Origin of the sequence: Sphingomonas sp. PP-CC-3A-396 (assembly GCF_004343105.1) — a bacterium.
Taxonomy (GTDB): domain Bacteria; phylum Pseudomonadota; class Alphaproteobacteria; order Sphingomonadales; family Sphingomonadaceae; genus Sphingomonas.
Genome location: NZ_SLYF01000009.1, coordinates 15,559 through 32,405, shown reverse-complemented (window position 1 = coordinate 32,405; position 16,847 = coordinate 15,559). Strand labels below are relative to the sequence as shown.

At 67.1% G+C, this 16,847-nt stretch carries 10 protein-coding genes; 6 read left to right on the top strand and 4 right to left on the bottom strand.

The annotated features are described in order from the left end of the window. Positions 1-102: 102 nt before the first annotated feature. Positions 103-3,111: a glycosyl hydrolase family 28-related protein gene (locus C8J40_RS16900; protein WP_207901259.1), complete on the top strand. Its 3,009-nt coding sequence runs from the start codon at positions 103-105 to the stop codon at positions 3,109-3,111. Here the strand turns inward: C8J40_RS16900 and C8J40_RS16895 are convergent, their stop codons facing one another. From C8J40_RS16895 to C8J40_RS16880, 4 genes are all read right to left on the bottom strand, one after another. Then, entirely contained in the window at positions 3,112-4,362 is a 1,251-nt protein-coding gene (locus C8J40_RS16895; RefSeq protein WP_132898019.1) for an SGNH/GDSL hydrolase family protein, read from the bottom strand. Beyond that, a complete protein-coding gene (locus C8J40_RS16890) occupies positions 4,359-5,570 on the bottom strand; it encodes an endo-1,4-beta-xylanase (protein ID WP_243693460.1) in 1,212 nt (403 codons plus the stop codon). The genes C8J40_RS16895 and C8J40_RS16890 overlap by 4 nt, the downstream gene beginning before the upstream one ends. Before the next feature lie 117 nt (positions 5,571-5,687). Further along, the gene (locus C8J40_RS16885; RefSeq protein ID WP_132898018.1) at positions 5,688-6,725 is read right to left on the bottom strand and encodes a sugar kinase; all 1,038 of its coding nucleotides are present in this window, start codon (positions 6,723-6,725) and stop codon (positions 5,688-5,690) included. Positions 6,726-6,771: 46 nt separating this feature from the next. Further along, a complete protein-coding gene (locus tag C8J40_RS16880; RefSeq protein ID WP_132898017.1) occupies positions 6,772-8,895 on the bottom strand; it encodes an alpha-glucuronidase family glycosyl hydrolase in 2,124 nt (707 codons plus the stop codon). Between the two features lie 151 nt (positions 8,896-9,046). On the opposite strand from C8J40_RS16880, the gene C8J40_RS16875 reads away from it, so the two are divergent. Genes C8J40_RS16875 through C8J40_RS16855 form a run of 5 tightly spaced genes read left to right on the top strand, consistent with a single transcriptional unit; the run spans position 9,047 to position 16,823 of the window. Continuing rightward, a complete protein-coding gene (locus C8J40_RS16875; RefSeq protein WP_132898174.1) occupies positions 9,047-11,419 on the top strand; it encodes a glycoside hydrolase family 3 N-terminal domain-containing protein in 2,373 nt (790 codons plus the stop codon). A 10-nt stretch (positions 11,420-11,429) separates the two neighbouring features. Then, positions 11,430-12,641, top strand: coding sequence for a D-mannonate dehydratase ManD (gene manD / locus C8J40_RS16870; protein WP_132898016.1), 1,212 nt, complete (start codon positions 11,430-11,432; stop codon positions 12,639-12,641). Further along, positions 12,635-13,924, top strand: coding sequence for an MFS transporter (locus tag C8J40_RS16865; protein WP_279432602.1), 1,290 nt, complete (start codon positions 12,635-12,637; stop codon positions 13,922-13,924). Before manD ends, C8J40_RS16865 begins: the two co-directional genes overlap by 7 nt. After that, entirely contained in the window at positions 13,921-15,333 is a 1,413-nt protein-coding gene (uxaC, locus tag C8J40_RS16860) for a glucuronate isomerase (protein ID WP_132898015.1), read from the top strand. Before C8J40_RS16865 ends, uxaC begins: the two co-directional genes overlap by 4 nt. Next, positions 15,330-16,823: a mannitol dehydrogenase family protein gene (locus C8J40_RS16855; RefSeq protein WP_132898014.1), complete on the top strand. Its 1,494-nt coding sequence runs from the start codon at positions 15,330-15,332 to the stop codon at positions 16,821-16,823. Before uxaC ends, C8J40_RS16855 begins: the two co-directional genes overlap by 4 nt. Positions 16,824-16,847 lie beyond the last annotated feature (24 nt).

Below are 16,847 nucleotides of genomic sequence, written 5' to 3'. Positions count from 1 at the left end.
GGCGACCGGGTTCGACTTGTGAGCGGACAATCCCGCTCCCGGGCCGGCGACCGCAAAATCGTTATCCGCAACTACGGCCCGTCATCGGGGAATAGGATCGACATGACCATGAAATGGCTGCTGAGTGGTGCGGTATTGCTGCCCGTGCTGTCCCCCGTCGCGGCATTCGCGAAGACGAATTCGGTCTATCTCACCCGTCCCGACGATCCGCGCGCGATAACCGTCAAGGGCGTTGGCGACGGGCGCGCCGATGACAGCGTCGCGCTGCAACAGGCGATCGATGCGGCGGCAGCCGGCGGCCAAGGTGGCGTCGTGTTCGTGCCGTCGGGGCGGTACCGGATCAGTCGGACGATCTTCGTCCGCTCGGCGGTCCGGCTCTTCGGCATCGGACCGACGCGTCCCGAGATCGTCCTCGCCGACAATAGTGCAGGCTATGCATCGGGCGTTGCGGCGATGCTGAGTTTCACCGGCGAAGATCAATACCGGGTCGGCAAGGCGCCGGTGCCGCCGCCCACCAGCGTGCCGTTCGACCCGGCGATCTTCGATGCGACCTCGAGTACCTTCTATTCGGCGCTGTCGAATATCGATTTCTGGATCGGCGATGGCAATGCGGGCGCGGTCGCGGTGCGCTTCCGGGTCGCACAGCATGGCTATCTGCGCCACGTCGATTTCCACATCGGTTCGGGGCTTGCCGGGGTCTATCAGGCCGGCAACGAATTCGAGGATCTGCGGTTCTTCGGCGGTCGCTACGGGATCATCTCAGAGAAGACGTCGCCCGCGTGGCAGTTCACGCTGATCGACTCCGAGTTCCGGGGCCAGCGCGACGCCGCGATCCGCGAGCACGAGGTCGACCTGACGCTCGTCAACGTCGCGATCCGCGATACGCCGGTCGGCATCGAGATCGATCGCGGCCATTCCGACTCGCTATGGGGCAAGGACGTCCGGTTCGAGAACGTCACGCGCGCCGGAGTCGTCGTTTCGGCCGAGAACAGCGTCTTCACGCAGATCGGTTTCGACAATGCCGTCGGGGTCAATACGCCGACCTTCGTCCGTTTCCGCGACAGCGGCAAGACGGTCGCGGGAGCCGGGCCGCGCTACCGCGTCGCCGATTTCTCCTATGGGCTAAAACTGCCCGCGCTTGGCACGATCGGCGCATATGCGACCGACGTCACGATGGCGCCGTTGGCCCGCGTTCCGGTCCGCGCGACACCGGCGATCCGTGCGCTACCGCCGGTCGGAGACTGGGCGAACGTCCGCGATCTGGGCGTAAAGGGCGACGACACCACCGACGACACGGCGGCACTCCAACGCGCGATCGACACACACCGTGTGCTGTATTTCCCGACCGGCCGCTACCGCGTGTCCGACACGGTGAAGTTGCGCGCCGATACCGTCTTGATCGCGCTACACCCAGGCCTCACTCACCTCTACCTCGTCGATCAGACGGCGGGCTATGCCGGGGTTGGCCCGCCCAAGGCACTGGTCGAGAGCGCCCGGGGCGGCAATGCGATCGTCTCCGGACTTGGCCTGTGGACCGGCGGCGTCAATCCGCGCGCGACCGCATTGCTGTGGCGCGCCGGCGCGGCCTCGATGGTCAACGACGTGAAGATCCAGGGCGGCGGCGGTACCGCGCTGACCAAGGGAAGCCCGATCGGCTTTGGCGATCCTCGCGCGCGGTTCGACGGACAGTCGCCGAGCATCTGGGTGACCGATGGCGGCGGCGGGACGTTCGCGGCGATCTGGTCGCCCAACACGCTGGCGTCCTCGGGCTTCCACGTGTCGAACACCAAGACGCCGGGACATGTGTACCAGCTGTCGGCCGAGCATCATTACCGCGCGGAAATCGTCCTCGACCATGTCGAGAATTGGGAGTTCCTCGCGCCGCAGACCGAGCAGGAGGTGCGCGACGGGGTCGATGCGATCTCGACCGAGATCCGACATTCGCGCAACATCCTGTTCGCCAATTACCATGCCTACCGCGTCACCCGCTCGATCAAGCCGATGGATGCCGCGGTAAAGTTGTATGATTCGGGCGATATCCGGTTTCGCAACGTCCACGTGAACGCCGAAAGCGGGTTTGCGAGCTGCGATGCGAAGGGCTGCGGCACGTATCTCCGCGCCAGCAAATACCCGTTCGAGACCGCGATCAAGGACATCACGCGGCGCCAGGAGGTGCGCGAACGTGAGTTTGCGCGCCTGGACGTGCCGCCTGCAGTCACAAGCGCCGCGCTTGCCTCCGCCATCCCGGTGTCGACCGACGTCAGGAAGCTTGCGGACGGCTTTTATTCGATCGCCGGTGGCGCCGTCGATGCGCACGGCAAACTCTATTTCATCGACCGGCATTTCCAGCGGATCCATGGCTGGACCAAGGCCGAAGGGCTCTCGATCGTCGCCGACGCGCCGCTCGATCCGGTCAATCTCGCGGTCGATCGGTCGGGGCATCTGCTCGTGCTTTCCTCGGCAGGGCGCGACGCTACCGTGTACAGCCTCGATCCCGCCAAGCCCGCAGCTGTTCAGGTGATCGCACCTACGCCTGCTGCCGGGGGAAAAGGGGCAGCGACTTTGCTCCCGGTCAATGTCTGGGCGAACGGCGAATTCGCCGACCGTATCGATCCCACGACCTATCAGTTCCCGACCATGGCTGACATGTTCGCGACCAAGATGGCAGAGCCCAAACCGGAGGAATATCGCTCACCCGATGGATCGCTGTCGCTGCCTGCGTTCCGGGTCTGGAACCAGGGACCCGACGACCACCAGGGCTGGCGCTGGTCCGACACGCTCGATGCCTATGGTCTGGTGTCCGCCGCTCCCGGCGCGCGCGTCGTCCTGACCAACGCGTCGGAAAATCGGACCTATGACGGTCTGGTCGGCGATCAGGGGCGTGTCACTGACCTCAAGATCGTCGCCGACCGGGGTGGCGAAAGCGCGGTCCGCGATGCCGCGGGGCAACTCTACGTCGCGAACGGCCAGGTGTTCGTCTACGCCGCCGACGGCACGCTGCGACGGCGCATCGACACGCCGGAACGCCCCTTGCAGCTCGTCATCGGTGGCGATGACAATCATACGCTCTTCATCCTGACGCATCACGCCTTGTACGCGGTTGCGATCTGATCAGCGCCGCCCGCTACCGAACAAGGCCAGCGGCACCGCCTCGCCCATCCGGCGATAGCCGGCTTCGGATGGGTGAAGGTGGTCGCCTGAATCGACGGCGGGATCCAGCCTGGCCGGTTGCGCCGGGTCGCGCATGACGCGATCGAAATCGATTACCGCATCGAACAGGCCGGATGTGCGGATGAACGTGTTGATGGCCTGACGATCCGCTTCCGAGGCGGGACCCGGGTGGTAATAGTCGTTCCCGCCGAACGGCGTGATCGTCGCCCCAATCACCTTGATGTCGTGCGCATGCGCGCGCGTCACGAGTTCGGTGTAGGCGGTGATGATCTGCGTCACGAGCGCGGTGTGCTGGGCGGGTGTCGCTGGTGCCTCCCGCGTGAGTACGCCCAGATCATTGACGCCTTCGAGCAGGATCGCCCAGCGCACGCCGCTACGCGCGACGACGTCGCGGTCGAACCGCGCCATGAGATTGGGGCCTAGCCCGTCGAGTAGGATGCGGTTGCCGCCGATCCCGGCATTGAGGACCCCGGTGCCGCGTGTCGCGGGCGTGTGCCGCAACCGCTCGGCGAGAATGTCGGTCCACCGCGTGTTGCGGTTTGGCTTGACGCCGTAGCCGTCGGTGATCGAGTCCCCGATCGCAACGATCGTCCCTGCATTGGCCGGGCCCGATACTTCGAGGTCGGCGAGTGCGTACCAATGCGGGGTTTGCGTAGCGCCTGCCAGGCTTGCATCGGCGACATGATTGCCCGCGAGCGCGAAGCTGATCGCGCGCGCGCCGGGATGGCCGGTCTGTGGAACCGCGGCTTCGGGCAGATACAGGCTGACGGCGAGATCGGCGCCGGCCGCGACCGGCATCGCGACGGGATCCGAATAGAGTTCGGCACCGGCGGGGATGACGGCATCGGCATGGCCGGCAAAGGTCAGTCGCACCCCGCCGACGATCTCGCCAGTCTGAGGCGCCGAACTGCGCGCGACGTGCCCCGCAGCGATGGTGAGCGGCCGCGTTCCGAACGCGTTAGACAGGCGGACACGGAGGTGATCGCCCCCTGCCGACAGCCGGATCACCTGACGCAGCGTGACCGCGCGTGCGCGATCCGCGGGCAACGCATTGTCGCCGTCCGCGATCATCTGCGACGAGCCCCAACTCGCGATCCAATGACGCGTAGACGCAGTGTGGTCCGTATCCCGCGCGCCCGCACTGGCCGCGAGCAGGACGGCTGGCAGAAGCGCTATCGCCCAGCGACTCATCGGCGCGACCCTTCGCGGGCAACAGTCTTCGACGTCGCTCGCAGCGGGGCGGCGGCAATCGCGCCCGCGATCGCCGCACGCATCGGCTTGGCGACGAACCTGTCGTCATAGGGGCAGGGGCGGCGGCGAGCCTTGTCGGGGCGAGGCTCGAAACCTTCGATCCAGCTGTAGCGATCGGACATGCCCCATAGCAGCACGTCGCGGACCGACGGGTATGACAGCATGAGATCGAGATACCCGCGTGTGAAATCCGCCACCGCGCGATCGCGCACGGCGATGTCGCCCGGCAGCTTGTTGTCGCGAACGTCGAGTTCGGTGATCACGAGGCCATACCCCATCGCGGTCACCGCATCGAGGAAGCGACGCCACTCGCCCTCAAGCGCGGTGATCGCCGCGCGCGTGTCGGCGCCCTGCGTCACGAGGTGAGACTGTACCCCGAGCGCATCGACGGGCACGCCGCGTCGCTTGAATCCCTCGAGCAAATTCAGCACGCCGGCCCGGTGTTTGGCGTTGTCGGGTTCCCAGCTCATATAGTCGTTATAGACAAGTTGCGCATGTGGCGCGGCGGCGCGTGCGGTGTGGAAAGCGAGATCGATCGTCGCCTCGGGACCGCCCAGCGCGCGCGACAGGGCCGTCTGGTACAGCGTCGAATCCGCCGGATTCACCGCTTCGTTGACGACGTCGTAACTGCCGATCTGCGTGCCGTAGCGGCGGCACACGGTGGTGATATGCTCTACCAACAAACGCTCCGCCGCCTGTGCCGGGTTCGCGCCGAAATCATGGCTCTCTTCCCAGCGCGGCATCCATTTCGGCTGATGCCACAGCAGATTATGACCGCGCACCGGCAGCCGGTTAGCCTTCGCCCAGGCCATCATCGCATCCATATGGGCGAAGTCGAAGCGGGTCGCGCTTGGCCGGATCGCCTGCCACTTCATCTCGTTCTCCGGCACCAGCAGCCCGCAATCGCGCGTCAGCAGCGCGGCGTAAGCGGGGTTGGCGAACGATCCGCGATCCGCGCCGGGGCGTCCCCACGCAAAGCACGACCCAAGTCGCATCCCCTTGGCCGCAGCGATCGACTGCAAGCTGGCGACACCGCCGTCCAGCGGCGGGATGGGGGCCCCAGTTTGCGCCAAAGCTCCCCCCGCAGTGCCCGCAGCGACGGCGAGACCGCCCAACATCGCCAGCCCGTCGCGTCGCGTGATATCCACCGAACTCTCCTATTTTATCATTATGATAGCGATATCATTTGCGCGCTTGGAGATGCTGTCAACGGGGGCATCGCGAATTTTCGACCCTGGGCTCTGGTGACGTGCTGCTCGCGTCGATCAACGCCGGACGTCGAACCCGCCCTCGCGGAACGTCGCCAAGTCGCGCGGGGTGGTTTCGCTCTGGTCGCCCGGGGTAGCATGTTTCAAGACCGCCAGCGCCAGCCCGGTTTGCGCCGCGCGGGCTGCCTCCTCGGCCGCCCCTTCGCCCCCCCCAACGCCAAGCTCGGAGAGAACACCGGCGGCGAAGGCGTCCCCGGTGCCGATCCGGTCGACGATGCCCGAAACTTCGATCGCGTCGGTCTCGATGATATCGGTCGGCGTGTCGATCCGGGCGCGCAGGACGTTGCATCCGGCGTCGCGGACCTCGCGGGACATGGACGCGATGTGGCGCAGGTTCGGGAACCGGTCGAACGCCGCCAACGCCGCCTCGCGTCGGCCCTGCGGCGTGCTGCCATCCAGCGGACGCCGCAGCAGCAACGCGATGTCGCGGTGATTGCCGAACAACAGATCGGCACGGTCGACGAGCGGAAGAAGGATCGCGGCGGGGTCCGCACACCATTTCGCCCACATGCTCGCGCGGTAATTGCCGTCGAACGACACCGGTACGCCGATCGCGCGTGCGGCGGTCATCGCTGCCAGACAGATATCCGCCATCGCTGAATCGATCGCCGGATTGATCCCCGACAGATGCAGCCGCGCCGCGCCGGCCAGCAGCGTCGGCCAGTCATAGGCGGTCGCTGCCCTGGTCGCGAACACGCTGTTCTGACGGTCGTAGACGATCGCCGACGCGCGCAGCCCTGCACCGGGTGCGAGGTAATAGAGGCCGAGTCGTCCGTCGCTGCGCGCGATCCGCGACACATCGACACCGCACCGGCGGAGCGCATCGATCGCCGCATCGCCGACGACATCGTCAGGCACCGCGGAAATGACGCCGCTGCTCCTGCCGAGGCGGGCGAGCGCGACGGCGACATTGGCCTCCGCGCCGCCGAAATTCGCGTCCAACCGAGACTCCCTGAACAAGGGGCCGTGCCCCGGCGGGGAGAGCCTGAGCAGCAGTTCACCGAAACACAGTATCGGCCCGTCGGTGCGCGTCATCGATCAGCCTCTTGCTTGGCCGCTGCGTGGACAGACGGCCGGGGAATCATTGGGGGTTGCCGGGGGCATAGGGAAAGCGTTGCGCTTTGTACCATGCCAGATCGTGCGCAGGCGCCGTGGCACCCGCCGGCAGCGGCAGGCCGTTGACCGACATCCAATAGGCGAGGCTCGCGTCGCGCCACCATCTGGCCTCACGCTGCTGGAGCGCGAGGTAGGTCGCAGTCTTCGCCCAGCGCTCGGCGTCGATCGATGGTTTCAAGGCATCCCATTGCCGTTGCATGTCGCCGACATAGCCGACGCCGGAATCATAATCATGGACCATCTCCGCCCATAAAGTCCGGCCTGACGCCATCCGCCGATCCCACGCGACGTGGTGGAACCACAGCAGCTCGCGCTCCGGCGTGGTCGCCGGGTCGGCGAGCGTGCGGGCGAGGGCAGGGGCGTATTGCGCCACCGCGTTGCTGCCCGTCCTGGTCCGGTCGAAGCCGATCCCGGCCTTGTCGGCGCGGTGGTAATAGACCGGGTTCCATTCGGGGCGCTTCAGGTCCGAGACCCAGGGGGCGGGACCATAATGATGCCCCGTCGCCATGACGTGCGCGAGCCCCAGGGGCGTCATGTAGTCGACCACCGCCTCACGCGATCCCATCATCATCGCCACGACCGGATCGACGGTCCCGGGGGAGGGGGCAAAGGTCATCGCCGCCCATTCGCGCGCGACGGGGGCTGCGCCGAGCGTCGGATCCCACGCCATCCGCCCGAACGCGTACCAGTTCGCCTGGTTGAACGTCGAGCCCGCCCAGTCGCGGTCGCGCCCGATATTGGCGACCCCCGCCATGCCGGTAAGACTATGGCCCTCAACCGACCCATCGACGACGTCCGCGACGGTCTCGCCAGGTGTCCGCATCGTCTCGCTCGCCAAGGTCTCGGCGAACAGCGGCCCGAGATAGGCGAGGTGCGTCGCGAAACCGAGATACTCCTTGGTGATCTGGAACTCGATCATCAGCGGGGTCTTGGGCATCGCCCCGAACAGCGGGTGGAACGGTTCGCGCGGCTGGAAATCGATCGCGCCGTTCTTGACCTGGACGATGACGTTCTTGGCGAACTTGCCGTCGAGCGGCTTGAACTCGGTATAGGCCTGTTTCGCGCGGTCGTCCGGGTCGGTCTCGGCATAAACGAACGCACGCCACATCACGATCCCGCCATGCGGCGCCACCGCGGCGGCGAGCATGTTGGCGCCGTCCGCGTGGCTGCGGTGATAATCGCGCGGGCCGGGCTGGCCCTCGCTGTTCGCCTTGACCAGGAAGCCGCCGAAATCGGGAATGCTGCGATAGATCTCGTCGGTCTTCGCCTTCCACCACGCCGCGACCTGCGGGTCGAGCGGATCGGCGGTCTTCAGGCCACCGATCTCGATCGGAGCCGAGAATCGCGCCGACAGATACACCTTGATCCCGTACGGCCGGAACACATCGGCCAACGCCGCGGCCTTCGCGATATACGGCGCGGTCAGGCTGTCGGCCTTCGCGTTGACGTTGTTGAGGACGGTGCCGTTGATCCCGATCGATGCGTTGGCGCGCGCGTAATCGGTGTAGCGCGGATCGCGGAAGTCGGGGAGCGTCCACCAGTCCCACAGCGACACGCCGGCATAGCCGCGCTCGACCACGCCATCGAGATTGTCCCAATGGTTGAGCACGCGCAATTTTACGCGGGGGCTCGAGGTCAGGGCGATGCGGTCGAGGCTGCCACCGGTCTGGAGGTGCCGCAGTAGCGCGAAGCTGCCGTAGAGCACGCCGCGATCGGTGTTGGCGGTGACGAGGAGTGTGCGGCGGCCGCCGATCGTGACCTGTCCGACGCGGTATCCTTCGTCGCCGAGCGCGGCCAGGGGCAAGCCGAGCGCCGCGACGTCGCGATCGTTGGCGGTGGCCAACAGGATCGGTGACGTGCTCGTCCCGAACAAACCCGCGCCGCGCCGCAATTCCTCCGCCGCCACCCGGAGCGTCGGCGTGTCGCCGTGCGCTTCGATCGTCGGGATACTGCGCGTGGGCGCTGTCGCAGGGACGTGATAGCGAAGCCAGAGGTCATAGCCGTCTTCGGCCTGCGCCGGTCCGGTCAAACCAATTACCGCGCCGAACAGCAGCGCGAACTTACCGATCCATCGGCCGAATTGCGTCATAATCCTCTCCCGCCGTTCCGCGCTACATTGACAGGATCGCGGATGATCAGCCATGTTATCGCTATCACGACGACGGCTTCGACAGCAATGCCGCGTTTCATATTAGGAGATAATCGTGGCTGATACGGAGACAGCAGGGATCGTACCGCCCATGACGCCGACACGGCGCGACCTTTTCGGGTTGCTCGGCTCCGTCTCAATCGTGGGGCTCGTTCCCGGTGTCGCGCAGGCCGCGACGGCGGCCCCGATCTACCGTGATGCGCGCGCGCCGGTCGACCTTCGGGTCCGTGATCTGATGGCGCGGATGACGCTCGAGGAGAAAGTTGGCCAGACCATTTCGCTGTGGGCGACCAAGGCGGACGTGATGACGGCCGGCGGTCTGACGTTCGATCCCGCGCGGGCGACCGCGGCGTATCCGGCTGGGTTCGGGCAGGTGACGCGGCCTTCGGATTTGCGCGGCGGGCCATCGGTGGCGGCGGTGGCAGGCGGCACCGGTGCACGGTTCCGCGGCTCGGCTTCGACGATCGCGTTCGTCAACGCGGTCCAGCGCTGGGCGCGCGGCACGCGGCTCGGCATTCCGGTGATCTTCCACGAGGAATCGCTACACGGCTATATGGCGCCCGACGCGACGATGTTCCCGCAGGCGATCGGCATGGCCGGCAGCTTCGATCGCGACCTCATGCGACGCGCGCAGGCGATCATCGGTCGCGAGGTGCGCGCGCATGGCAGCCACCTCTCGCTGTCGCCGGTCGTCGACATCGCCCGCGATCCGCGCTGGGGCCGGATCGAGGAGACGTTCGGCGAGGATCCCTATCTATGCGGCGAGATGGGGGTGGCCGCGGTCGAGGGGCTGCAGGGCGACAGCACGACCCTCGCCCCCGGCAAGGTCTTCGCCACGCTGAAGCACATGACCGGCCACGGCCAGCCCCAGGCGGGCAATAATATCGGCCCGGCACCGATCGGCGAGCGAGAACTGCGCGAGAGCTTCTTCCCGCCGTTCCGCGCGGTCGTGACGCGCACCGGGATCGGCGCGGTGATGCCGTCCTATAACGAGATCGACGGCGTGCCGAGCCATGCGAACCACTGGCTGCTCGGCGACGTGCTGCGCGGCGAATGGGGATTTTCGGGGGCGATCGTCAGCGATTACGGCGCGATCGAGGAACTTGATACGATCCACCACGTCGCGCGCGACCTGAACGGTGCGGCGCGGCTGGCGTTGGCGGCGGGCGTCGACAGCGCGTTGCCGGACGGGATCGCGTTCCGGACATTGCCCGCGCAGGTGCGTGCGGGGACGGTGCCGATCGCGCAGGTCGACGCGGCGTGCGCGCGGATGCTGGCGCTGAAGTTTCGCGCCGGGCTGTTCGAGGAGTCAGCGGTCGATCCACGCGCCGCCGCTCGCCTGACCGGCAATGCCGAAGCGCGGGGCGTTGCGCTCGAGGCCGCGCGGCAATCGATGTGCCTGCTCACCAACGACGGCACGCTGCCGCTTGCGCCGAAGGGCAAGATTGCGGTGATCGGGCCCAATGCAGCGATCGCACGGCTCGGCGGCTATTCCGCGCCGCCACGCCAGACGGTGTCGCTGCTCGACGGCGTGCGCGCGCTGGTCGGCGGCGCGGCGACGATCGTCCATGCGCAGGGCGTGTTCATCACGCAGAGCGAGGATCGGTCGCAGGACGAGGTGCTGCTCGCCGATCCTGAAAAGAACCGCGCGCTGATCGCCGAGGCGGTCGAGGTCGCGCGCGGCGCCGATACGATCATCCTCGCGATCGGCGATACCGAGCAGACCAGTCGCGAGGGGTTCTCAGCGAACCACCTCGGCGATCGCACCACGCTGGACCTGCTCGGCGAGCAGAACGCGCTGTTCGACGCGCTGCATGCCCTGGGCAAGCCGATCGTGATCGCCGCGATCAACGGTCGTCCGCCGAGCTGGCCGACCGTGATCGCGAAGGCGAACGCGGTGCTCGAATGCTGGTATCCGGGGCAGGAGGGCGGCACCGCGATGGCCGAAGCGCTGTTCGGGCGGATCAATCCGGGCGCCAAGCTGCCCGTCACCGTGGTCCGCGAAGTCGGGCAGGTGCCGTTCTATTACAACCGCAAGCCGTCGACGCAGCGCGGCTATCTGTTCGCGGAGACGGCGCCGCTGTTCCCGTTCGGCCATGGCCTCAGCTACACGCGCTTCGAGGTCAGCGCACCGCGGCTGTCGGCGGCGAAGATCGGCATCGCCGGCAGCGTCGGGGTCGAGGTCGACGTCGCCAATATCGGGCAACGTGCTGGCGACGAGGTCGTGCAGGTCTATGTCCGCGACCAGGTGTCGTCGGTCGCCCGGCCGGTGATGGAGCTGAAGGGGTTCGAGCGCGTGACGCTGGCGCCCGGCGAGCGAAAGACGCTGCGCTTCACGCTCGGCCCCGACGCGTTCGCTTTGTGGGACGTCGACATGCGCGAGGTCGTCGAGCCGGGGCTGTTCACGATCATGGCCGGCCCGAGTTCGGCACAGCTCAAATCCGCCATCCTCGAAATCGCCTGAAGGACCCGCGATGCCCAAGATCGTTTCCGCCCGCGTCATCGTCACTTGTCCGGGGCGCAATTTCGTCACGCTGAAGATCGAGTGCGACGACGGCACCTACGGGCTCGGTGATGCGACGCTCAACGGCCGCGAACTGAGCGTCGCAAGCTACCTGACCGACCACGTCGTGCCGTGCCTGATCGGCCGCGATGCGCACCGGATCGAGGACGTCTGGCAGTATCTCTACAAGGGCGCGTATTGGCGGCGCGGCCCGGTGACGATGGCGGCGATCGCTGCGGTCGACACCGCGCTGTGGGACATCAAGGGCAAGCTCGCGGGCATGCCGGTATACCAGTTGCTCGGCGGTGCGGCGCGCGATGCGTGCATGGTCTACGCGCACGCCAACGGCACGACGATCGAGGACACGATCGCGGTTGCCAAAGCCGAGCAGGCGAAGGGCTACAAGGCGATCCGGCTGCAATGCGGCGTACCGGGGCTCGCCTCGACCTACGGCGTCGCCAAGCACGGCGCGCGCTACGAACCCGCGGATGCCGACCTGCCGAGTGAGAGCGTGTGGTCGACCGAGAAATATCTCCGCGTCGTCCCCGAACTGTTCAAGGCCGCGCGCGAGGCGATGGGCTGGGACGTGCACCTGCTCCACGATATTCACCACCGCCTGACGCCGATCGAGGCGGGCCGGCTGGGCAAGGCGCTCGAGCCTTACAACCTTTTCTGGATCGAGGACCCGACGCCGGCCGAGAACCAGGAGGCGTTCAAGCTTATCCGCCACCACACGACGACACCGATCGCGGTGGGCGAGGTGTTCAATTCGATCTGGGACGCCAAGGACCTGATCCAGAACCAGCTGATCGATTATATCCGCGCGACCGTCGTCCATGCGGGCGGCCTCACGCACCTGCGCCGGATCGCCTCGTTTGCCGACCTGTATCAGATCCGTACCGGGTGCCACGGTGCGACCGATCTGTCGCCGGTAGCGATGGCGGCGGCGCTGCATTTCGGGCTGTCGGTGCCTAATTTCGGCGTGCAGGAGCATATGCCGCACACCGATGAGACCGATGCGGTCTTCCCGCATGCGTACAGCTTCGACGACGGCATGATGCATCCGGGCGAGGCGCCGGGGCTGGGCGTCGACATCGACGAGGATCTTGCCGCGACCTACGACTATAAGCGCGCCTATCTTCCGGTCGCGCGTCTCGAGGATGGCACGCTGTGCAACTGGTGAACGCTATCGCCACCCCGGCAGCCGAGAAACCGCGCGGGAAAGTGCGGTGGATCGTCTGCGCGCTTTTGTTCGCCGCGGTCGCGCTCAGCTATATCGACCGGCTCGTGTTGCCGATGCTCAAACCCGAACTTCAGGCGCGCTACAACTGGAGCGAACAGGGCTATGCCGATCTCGCGATCGCGTTCCAGGCGGCGTACGGCATTGCCTATGTCCTGTTCGGGCGGTTCGTCGACCGGGTCGGCGCCAAGATCGGCTATGCGGTCGCGGTGACGCTGTGGACGATCGGTCATGTCGCGCATGCGCTGTTCACTAGCGCCGGCATGATGATCTTCGCGCGTATCCCCCTCGCGATCGGCGAGGCTGGGGCGTTCCCGGCCGCACTCGCCGCGGCCAACGAATGGTTCCCGCAACGCGAGCGTGCGCTGGCGATCGGCATCTTCAACGCGGGCTCGAACGTCGGGGCGATCCTCACGCCGTTGATCGTGCCGGTGATCGCGGTGACGTTTGGCTGGCGGATGGCGTTTATCGCGACCGGCGCGCTAACAGTGATCTGGCTGGTCGCCTGGCTCGCCTTCTACCGTTCGCCGCGCAAGCACCCGCGCGTCACGCCTGAGGAACTGGCGTGGATCGAGGCCGATCCCGTCCCCGCGGCCAAGCCGGTCCGCTGGCGCACGCTGCTGCGGTTGCGGCAGACCTGGGCGTATATGCTCGGCCGGTTCCTGATCGATCCGGTGTGGTGGACTTTCCTGTTCTGGCTGCCCGATTTCTTCAACCGGCAATACGGCGTGAAGATGCTCGATTTCGGGCCGCCGCTGGTGGCGGTGTATGTGCTCGCCGATGTCGGATCGGTCGCGGGCGGCTGGTTCTCGTCGCGGCTGTTGGCGAAGGGGGCGACCCCTAACCGCGCGCGGAAAACGGCGTTGTTCGCGTGCGCGCTGTTCGCATTGCCGATCATTTTTGCCGCGCAGGCACCGGGACTCTGGTGGGCGGTCGCGGCGATCGGCTTGGCCTGCGCATGCCACCAGGGCTTTTCCGCCAACGTGTACGCGATCCCCGGCGACCTGTTCCCACGCGGCATGGGCGGATCGGTGATCGGTCTCGGCGGGCTGGCGGGCGCATGCGGCGGCATGCTGATGGCCAAGTTCGCGGGCACGATCCTGGCGGGCGTCGGCAGCTATGGGCCGATCTTCGCGGTCGCCGGCTGCGCCTATCTCGTCGCGTTGCTGGTTATCCACCTGCTCGTACCGCACTATACTCCCGTCGATCCGGAACGCCTCGCATGACCCATCCGCTACGCCTCCACCCCGACCGCCTGTTCCCCAGCGACGGCCGCACTCGCGACATCGCCCGCGCGCTGCATGCGGGCGTGAAGGACCTGCCGATCGTCAGCCCGCACGGCCATACCGATCCGGCATGGTTCGCGCGGAACGAGGCGTTCAGCGACCCCGCCTCGCTGCTGATCGTCCCCGATCACTATGTGTTTCGCATGCTCTACAGCCAGGGCGTGCCGCTCGACGCGCTCGGCGTGCCGACCGTGGATGGCAGTACGACCGAGACCGACCCGCGCAAGATTTGGCGCATCTTCGCGGAGAACTATCATCTGTTCCGCGGCACGCCGTCGCGGATGTGGCTCGACTGGGTGTTCGCCGAGGCATTCGGGATCGACGTCCGCCTCGAACCCGCGACCGCCGACCTGTATTACGACACGATCGACGCCGCGCTGAAGACGCCAGCCTTCCGCCCGCGCGCGCTGTTCGACCGGTTTGGTATCGAGCTGATCGCGACGACCGAAAGCCCGCTCGACCCGCTCGAACACCATGCCGCAATCCGCGCGAGCGACTGGAACGGCCGCGTCGTCACCGCCTATCGCCCCGATCCCGTCGTCGATCCCGACACGCCGGGCTTCGCCGCCAACGTCCGCCGCTTCGGCGAGACCGCTAACGAAGATGTCGGCAGCTATGCGGGCTATCTCGCCGCGCACCGTTTCCACCGCGCGCGCTTTCGCGATGCCGGGGCCACCTCGACCGATCACGGCCACCCGTCGGCGGCGACCGCGGATCTGACACCCGCCGAAGCCGAGGCGCTCTACGCCCGCGTCATGGCGCAGCCGACCGCCGCGGAGTCCGAACTCTTCCGCGCACAGATGCTGACCGAGATGGCGGCGATGTCGGTCGAGGACGGCATGGTGATGCAGTTGCACCCTGCCGTATCGCGTAGCCACAACGCCTCGGTGCTCGCGCGTTTCGGTCGCGACAAGGGTGGCGACATCCCGCTGCCCGGCGAGTTCGTCCGCGCGCTGAAACCACTGCTCGACCGGTTCGGCAACGACCCGGCACTGACGCTGATCCTGTTTACGCTCGACGAGGATACCTACTCCCGCGAACTCGCCCCGCTCGCCGGCCACTACCCGTCGTTGCGGCTCGGCCCGCCCTGGTGGTTCCACGATAGCCCGGAGGGCATGCGCCGCTTCCGCGAGCGTGCGACCGAGACCGCCGGCTTCTACAACACGGTCGGCTTCAACGACGACACGCGCGCCTTCCTCTCGATCCCCGCGCGGCACGACGTTGCGCGCAGGATGGACTGCGCGTTCCTTGCCAAACTGGTCGCCGAACACCGGCTCGAAGAGGACGAAGCGCATGAGGTCGCCCGCGCGCTCGCCTATGATCTCGTCAAACAGGCGTACCGGCTGTGAGGTTGTCGACCGCCACGCTCGACCGATTGCCCGCCGCCGTAGCGCGGCCAAGCTACGACCGCTCGCGCGTGACGCGTGGCGTGGTGCATCTCGGCATCGGCGCATTCCACCGCGCACATCAGGCGGCAGTGTTCGAACAAGCGCTGGCGGCGGGCGATTTGCGCTGGGGCATCACCGGCGTATCGCTGCGATCCGCGGGCGTCCGCGACCAGCTCGCGCCACAGGACGGTCTCTACACGCTCGTCGTCCGTGACGGCGAGGGGGAGCGCTTGCAGGTCATCGGCGCGGTCATGGATGTGCTGGTCGCGCCCGAGGATCCGGCGGCTGTCGTCGCGGCGCTGGCGTCGGCCGAGACGCACATAGTCACGCTGACAATCACCGAAAAAGGCTACAAGCTCGACCGTGCGACGGGCAAATTGCAGGCAGGCGATGCCGATGTCGCGCACGATCTGGCCTCGCTCGACGCGCCGCGGACCGCACCCGGGTTCCTCGTCGCCGGACTTGCGGCGCGCCATGCGGCGGGCACCGGTCCGCTGACGATCCTCTCGTGCGACAACCTGCCGCACAACGGCACGCTGTTGCGCGACGCGGTGCTGGCGATGGCGGCGGCGCACGATGCGGACCTGCGTGACTGGATCGCTGCCACCGTGACGTTCCCGCAGACGATGGTCGACCGGATCGTGCCCGCCACCACGCCCGCCGATATTGCCGCGCTAGCGGGTAGGCTGGGGGGCGAGGACCACGCGATGGTGAAGGCGGAGCCGTTCACCCAGTGGGTGATCGAGGATCGCTTCGCCGGCGAACGGCCCGATCTGGCGGCGTTCGGCGTGCAGCTGACCGATGCGGTGGCGCCGTGGGAGGACGCGAAGCTGCGGCTGCTCAACGGCGCGCACTCGGCGATCGCCTATCTCGGCGGGCTCGCCGGTTTCGACTTCGTCCATGAGGTCGTCGCGCAGCCCGCGGCGCGCGCTTTCGTCGAAGCGCTGTGGGACGAGAGCGCGACGACGCTCGATCCCCCCGCCGCGCTCGATGTCGTGCAATACCGGGCGGCGTTGATGGCGCGCTTCGCCAACCCTGCGCTCCAGCATCGCACCCGCCAGATCGCGATGGATGGCTCGCAGAAGCTGCCGCAACGGCTGCTCGCGCCAATCGCGGACCGTCGTGCAGCCGGGTTATCGGTCGACGCCCTGGCGCTGGCCGTCGCGGCCTGGATGCGGTGGCAGTCGGGCGTTACGGATACGGGGGAGGGCTTCACGATCGACGATCCGATCAGCGACCGTCTCGGAAAAGCGGTTCGCGACGCGACGACTACCCAGGAGCGGGTCGATGCGCTGCTGGCTTTGATGTCGTTCAGGCCCGACCGGGATTTACGGAACGCGATCGTGGCAAACCTGGCAAACCTCGAAAACTCGGGGGCAATATCGGCGATCGACGTCGTTCTTGGCAGCCTCGCCCAGCGCGGAAAGGGCGAGGAAATCACCTCGCCCTGACTTAGACCGTCCGGATCCTGACGC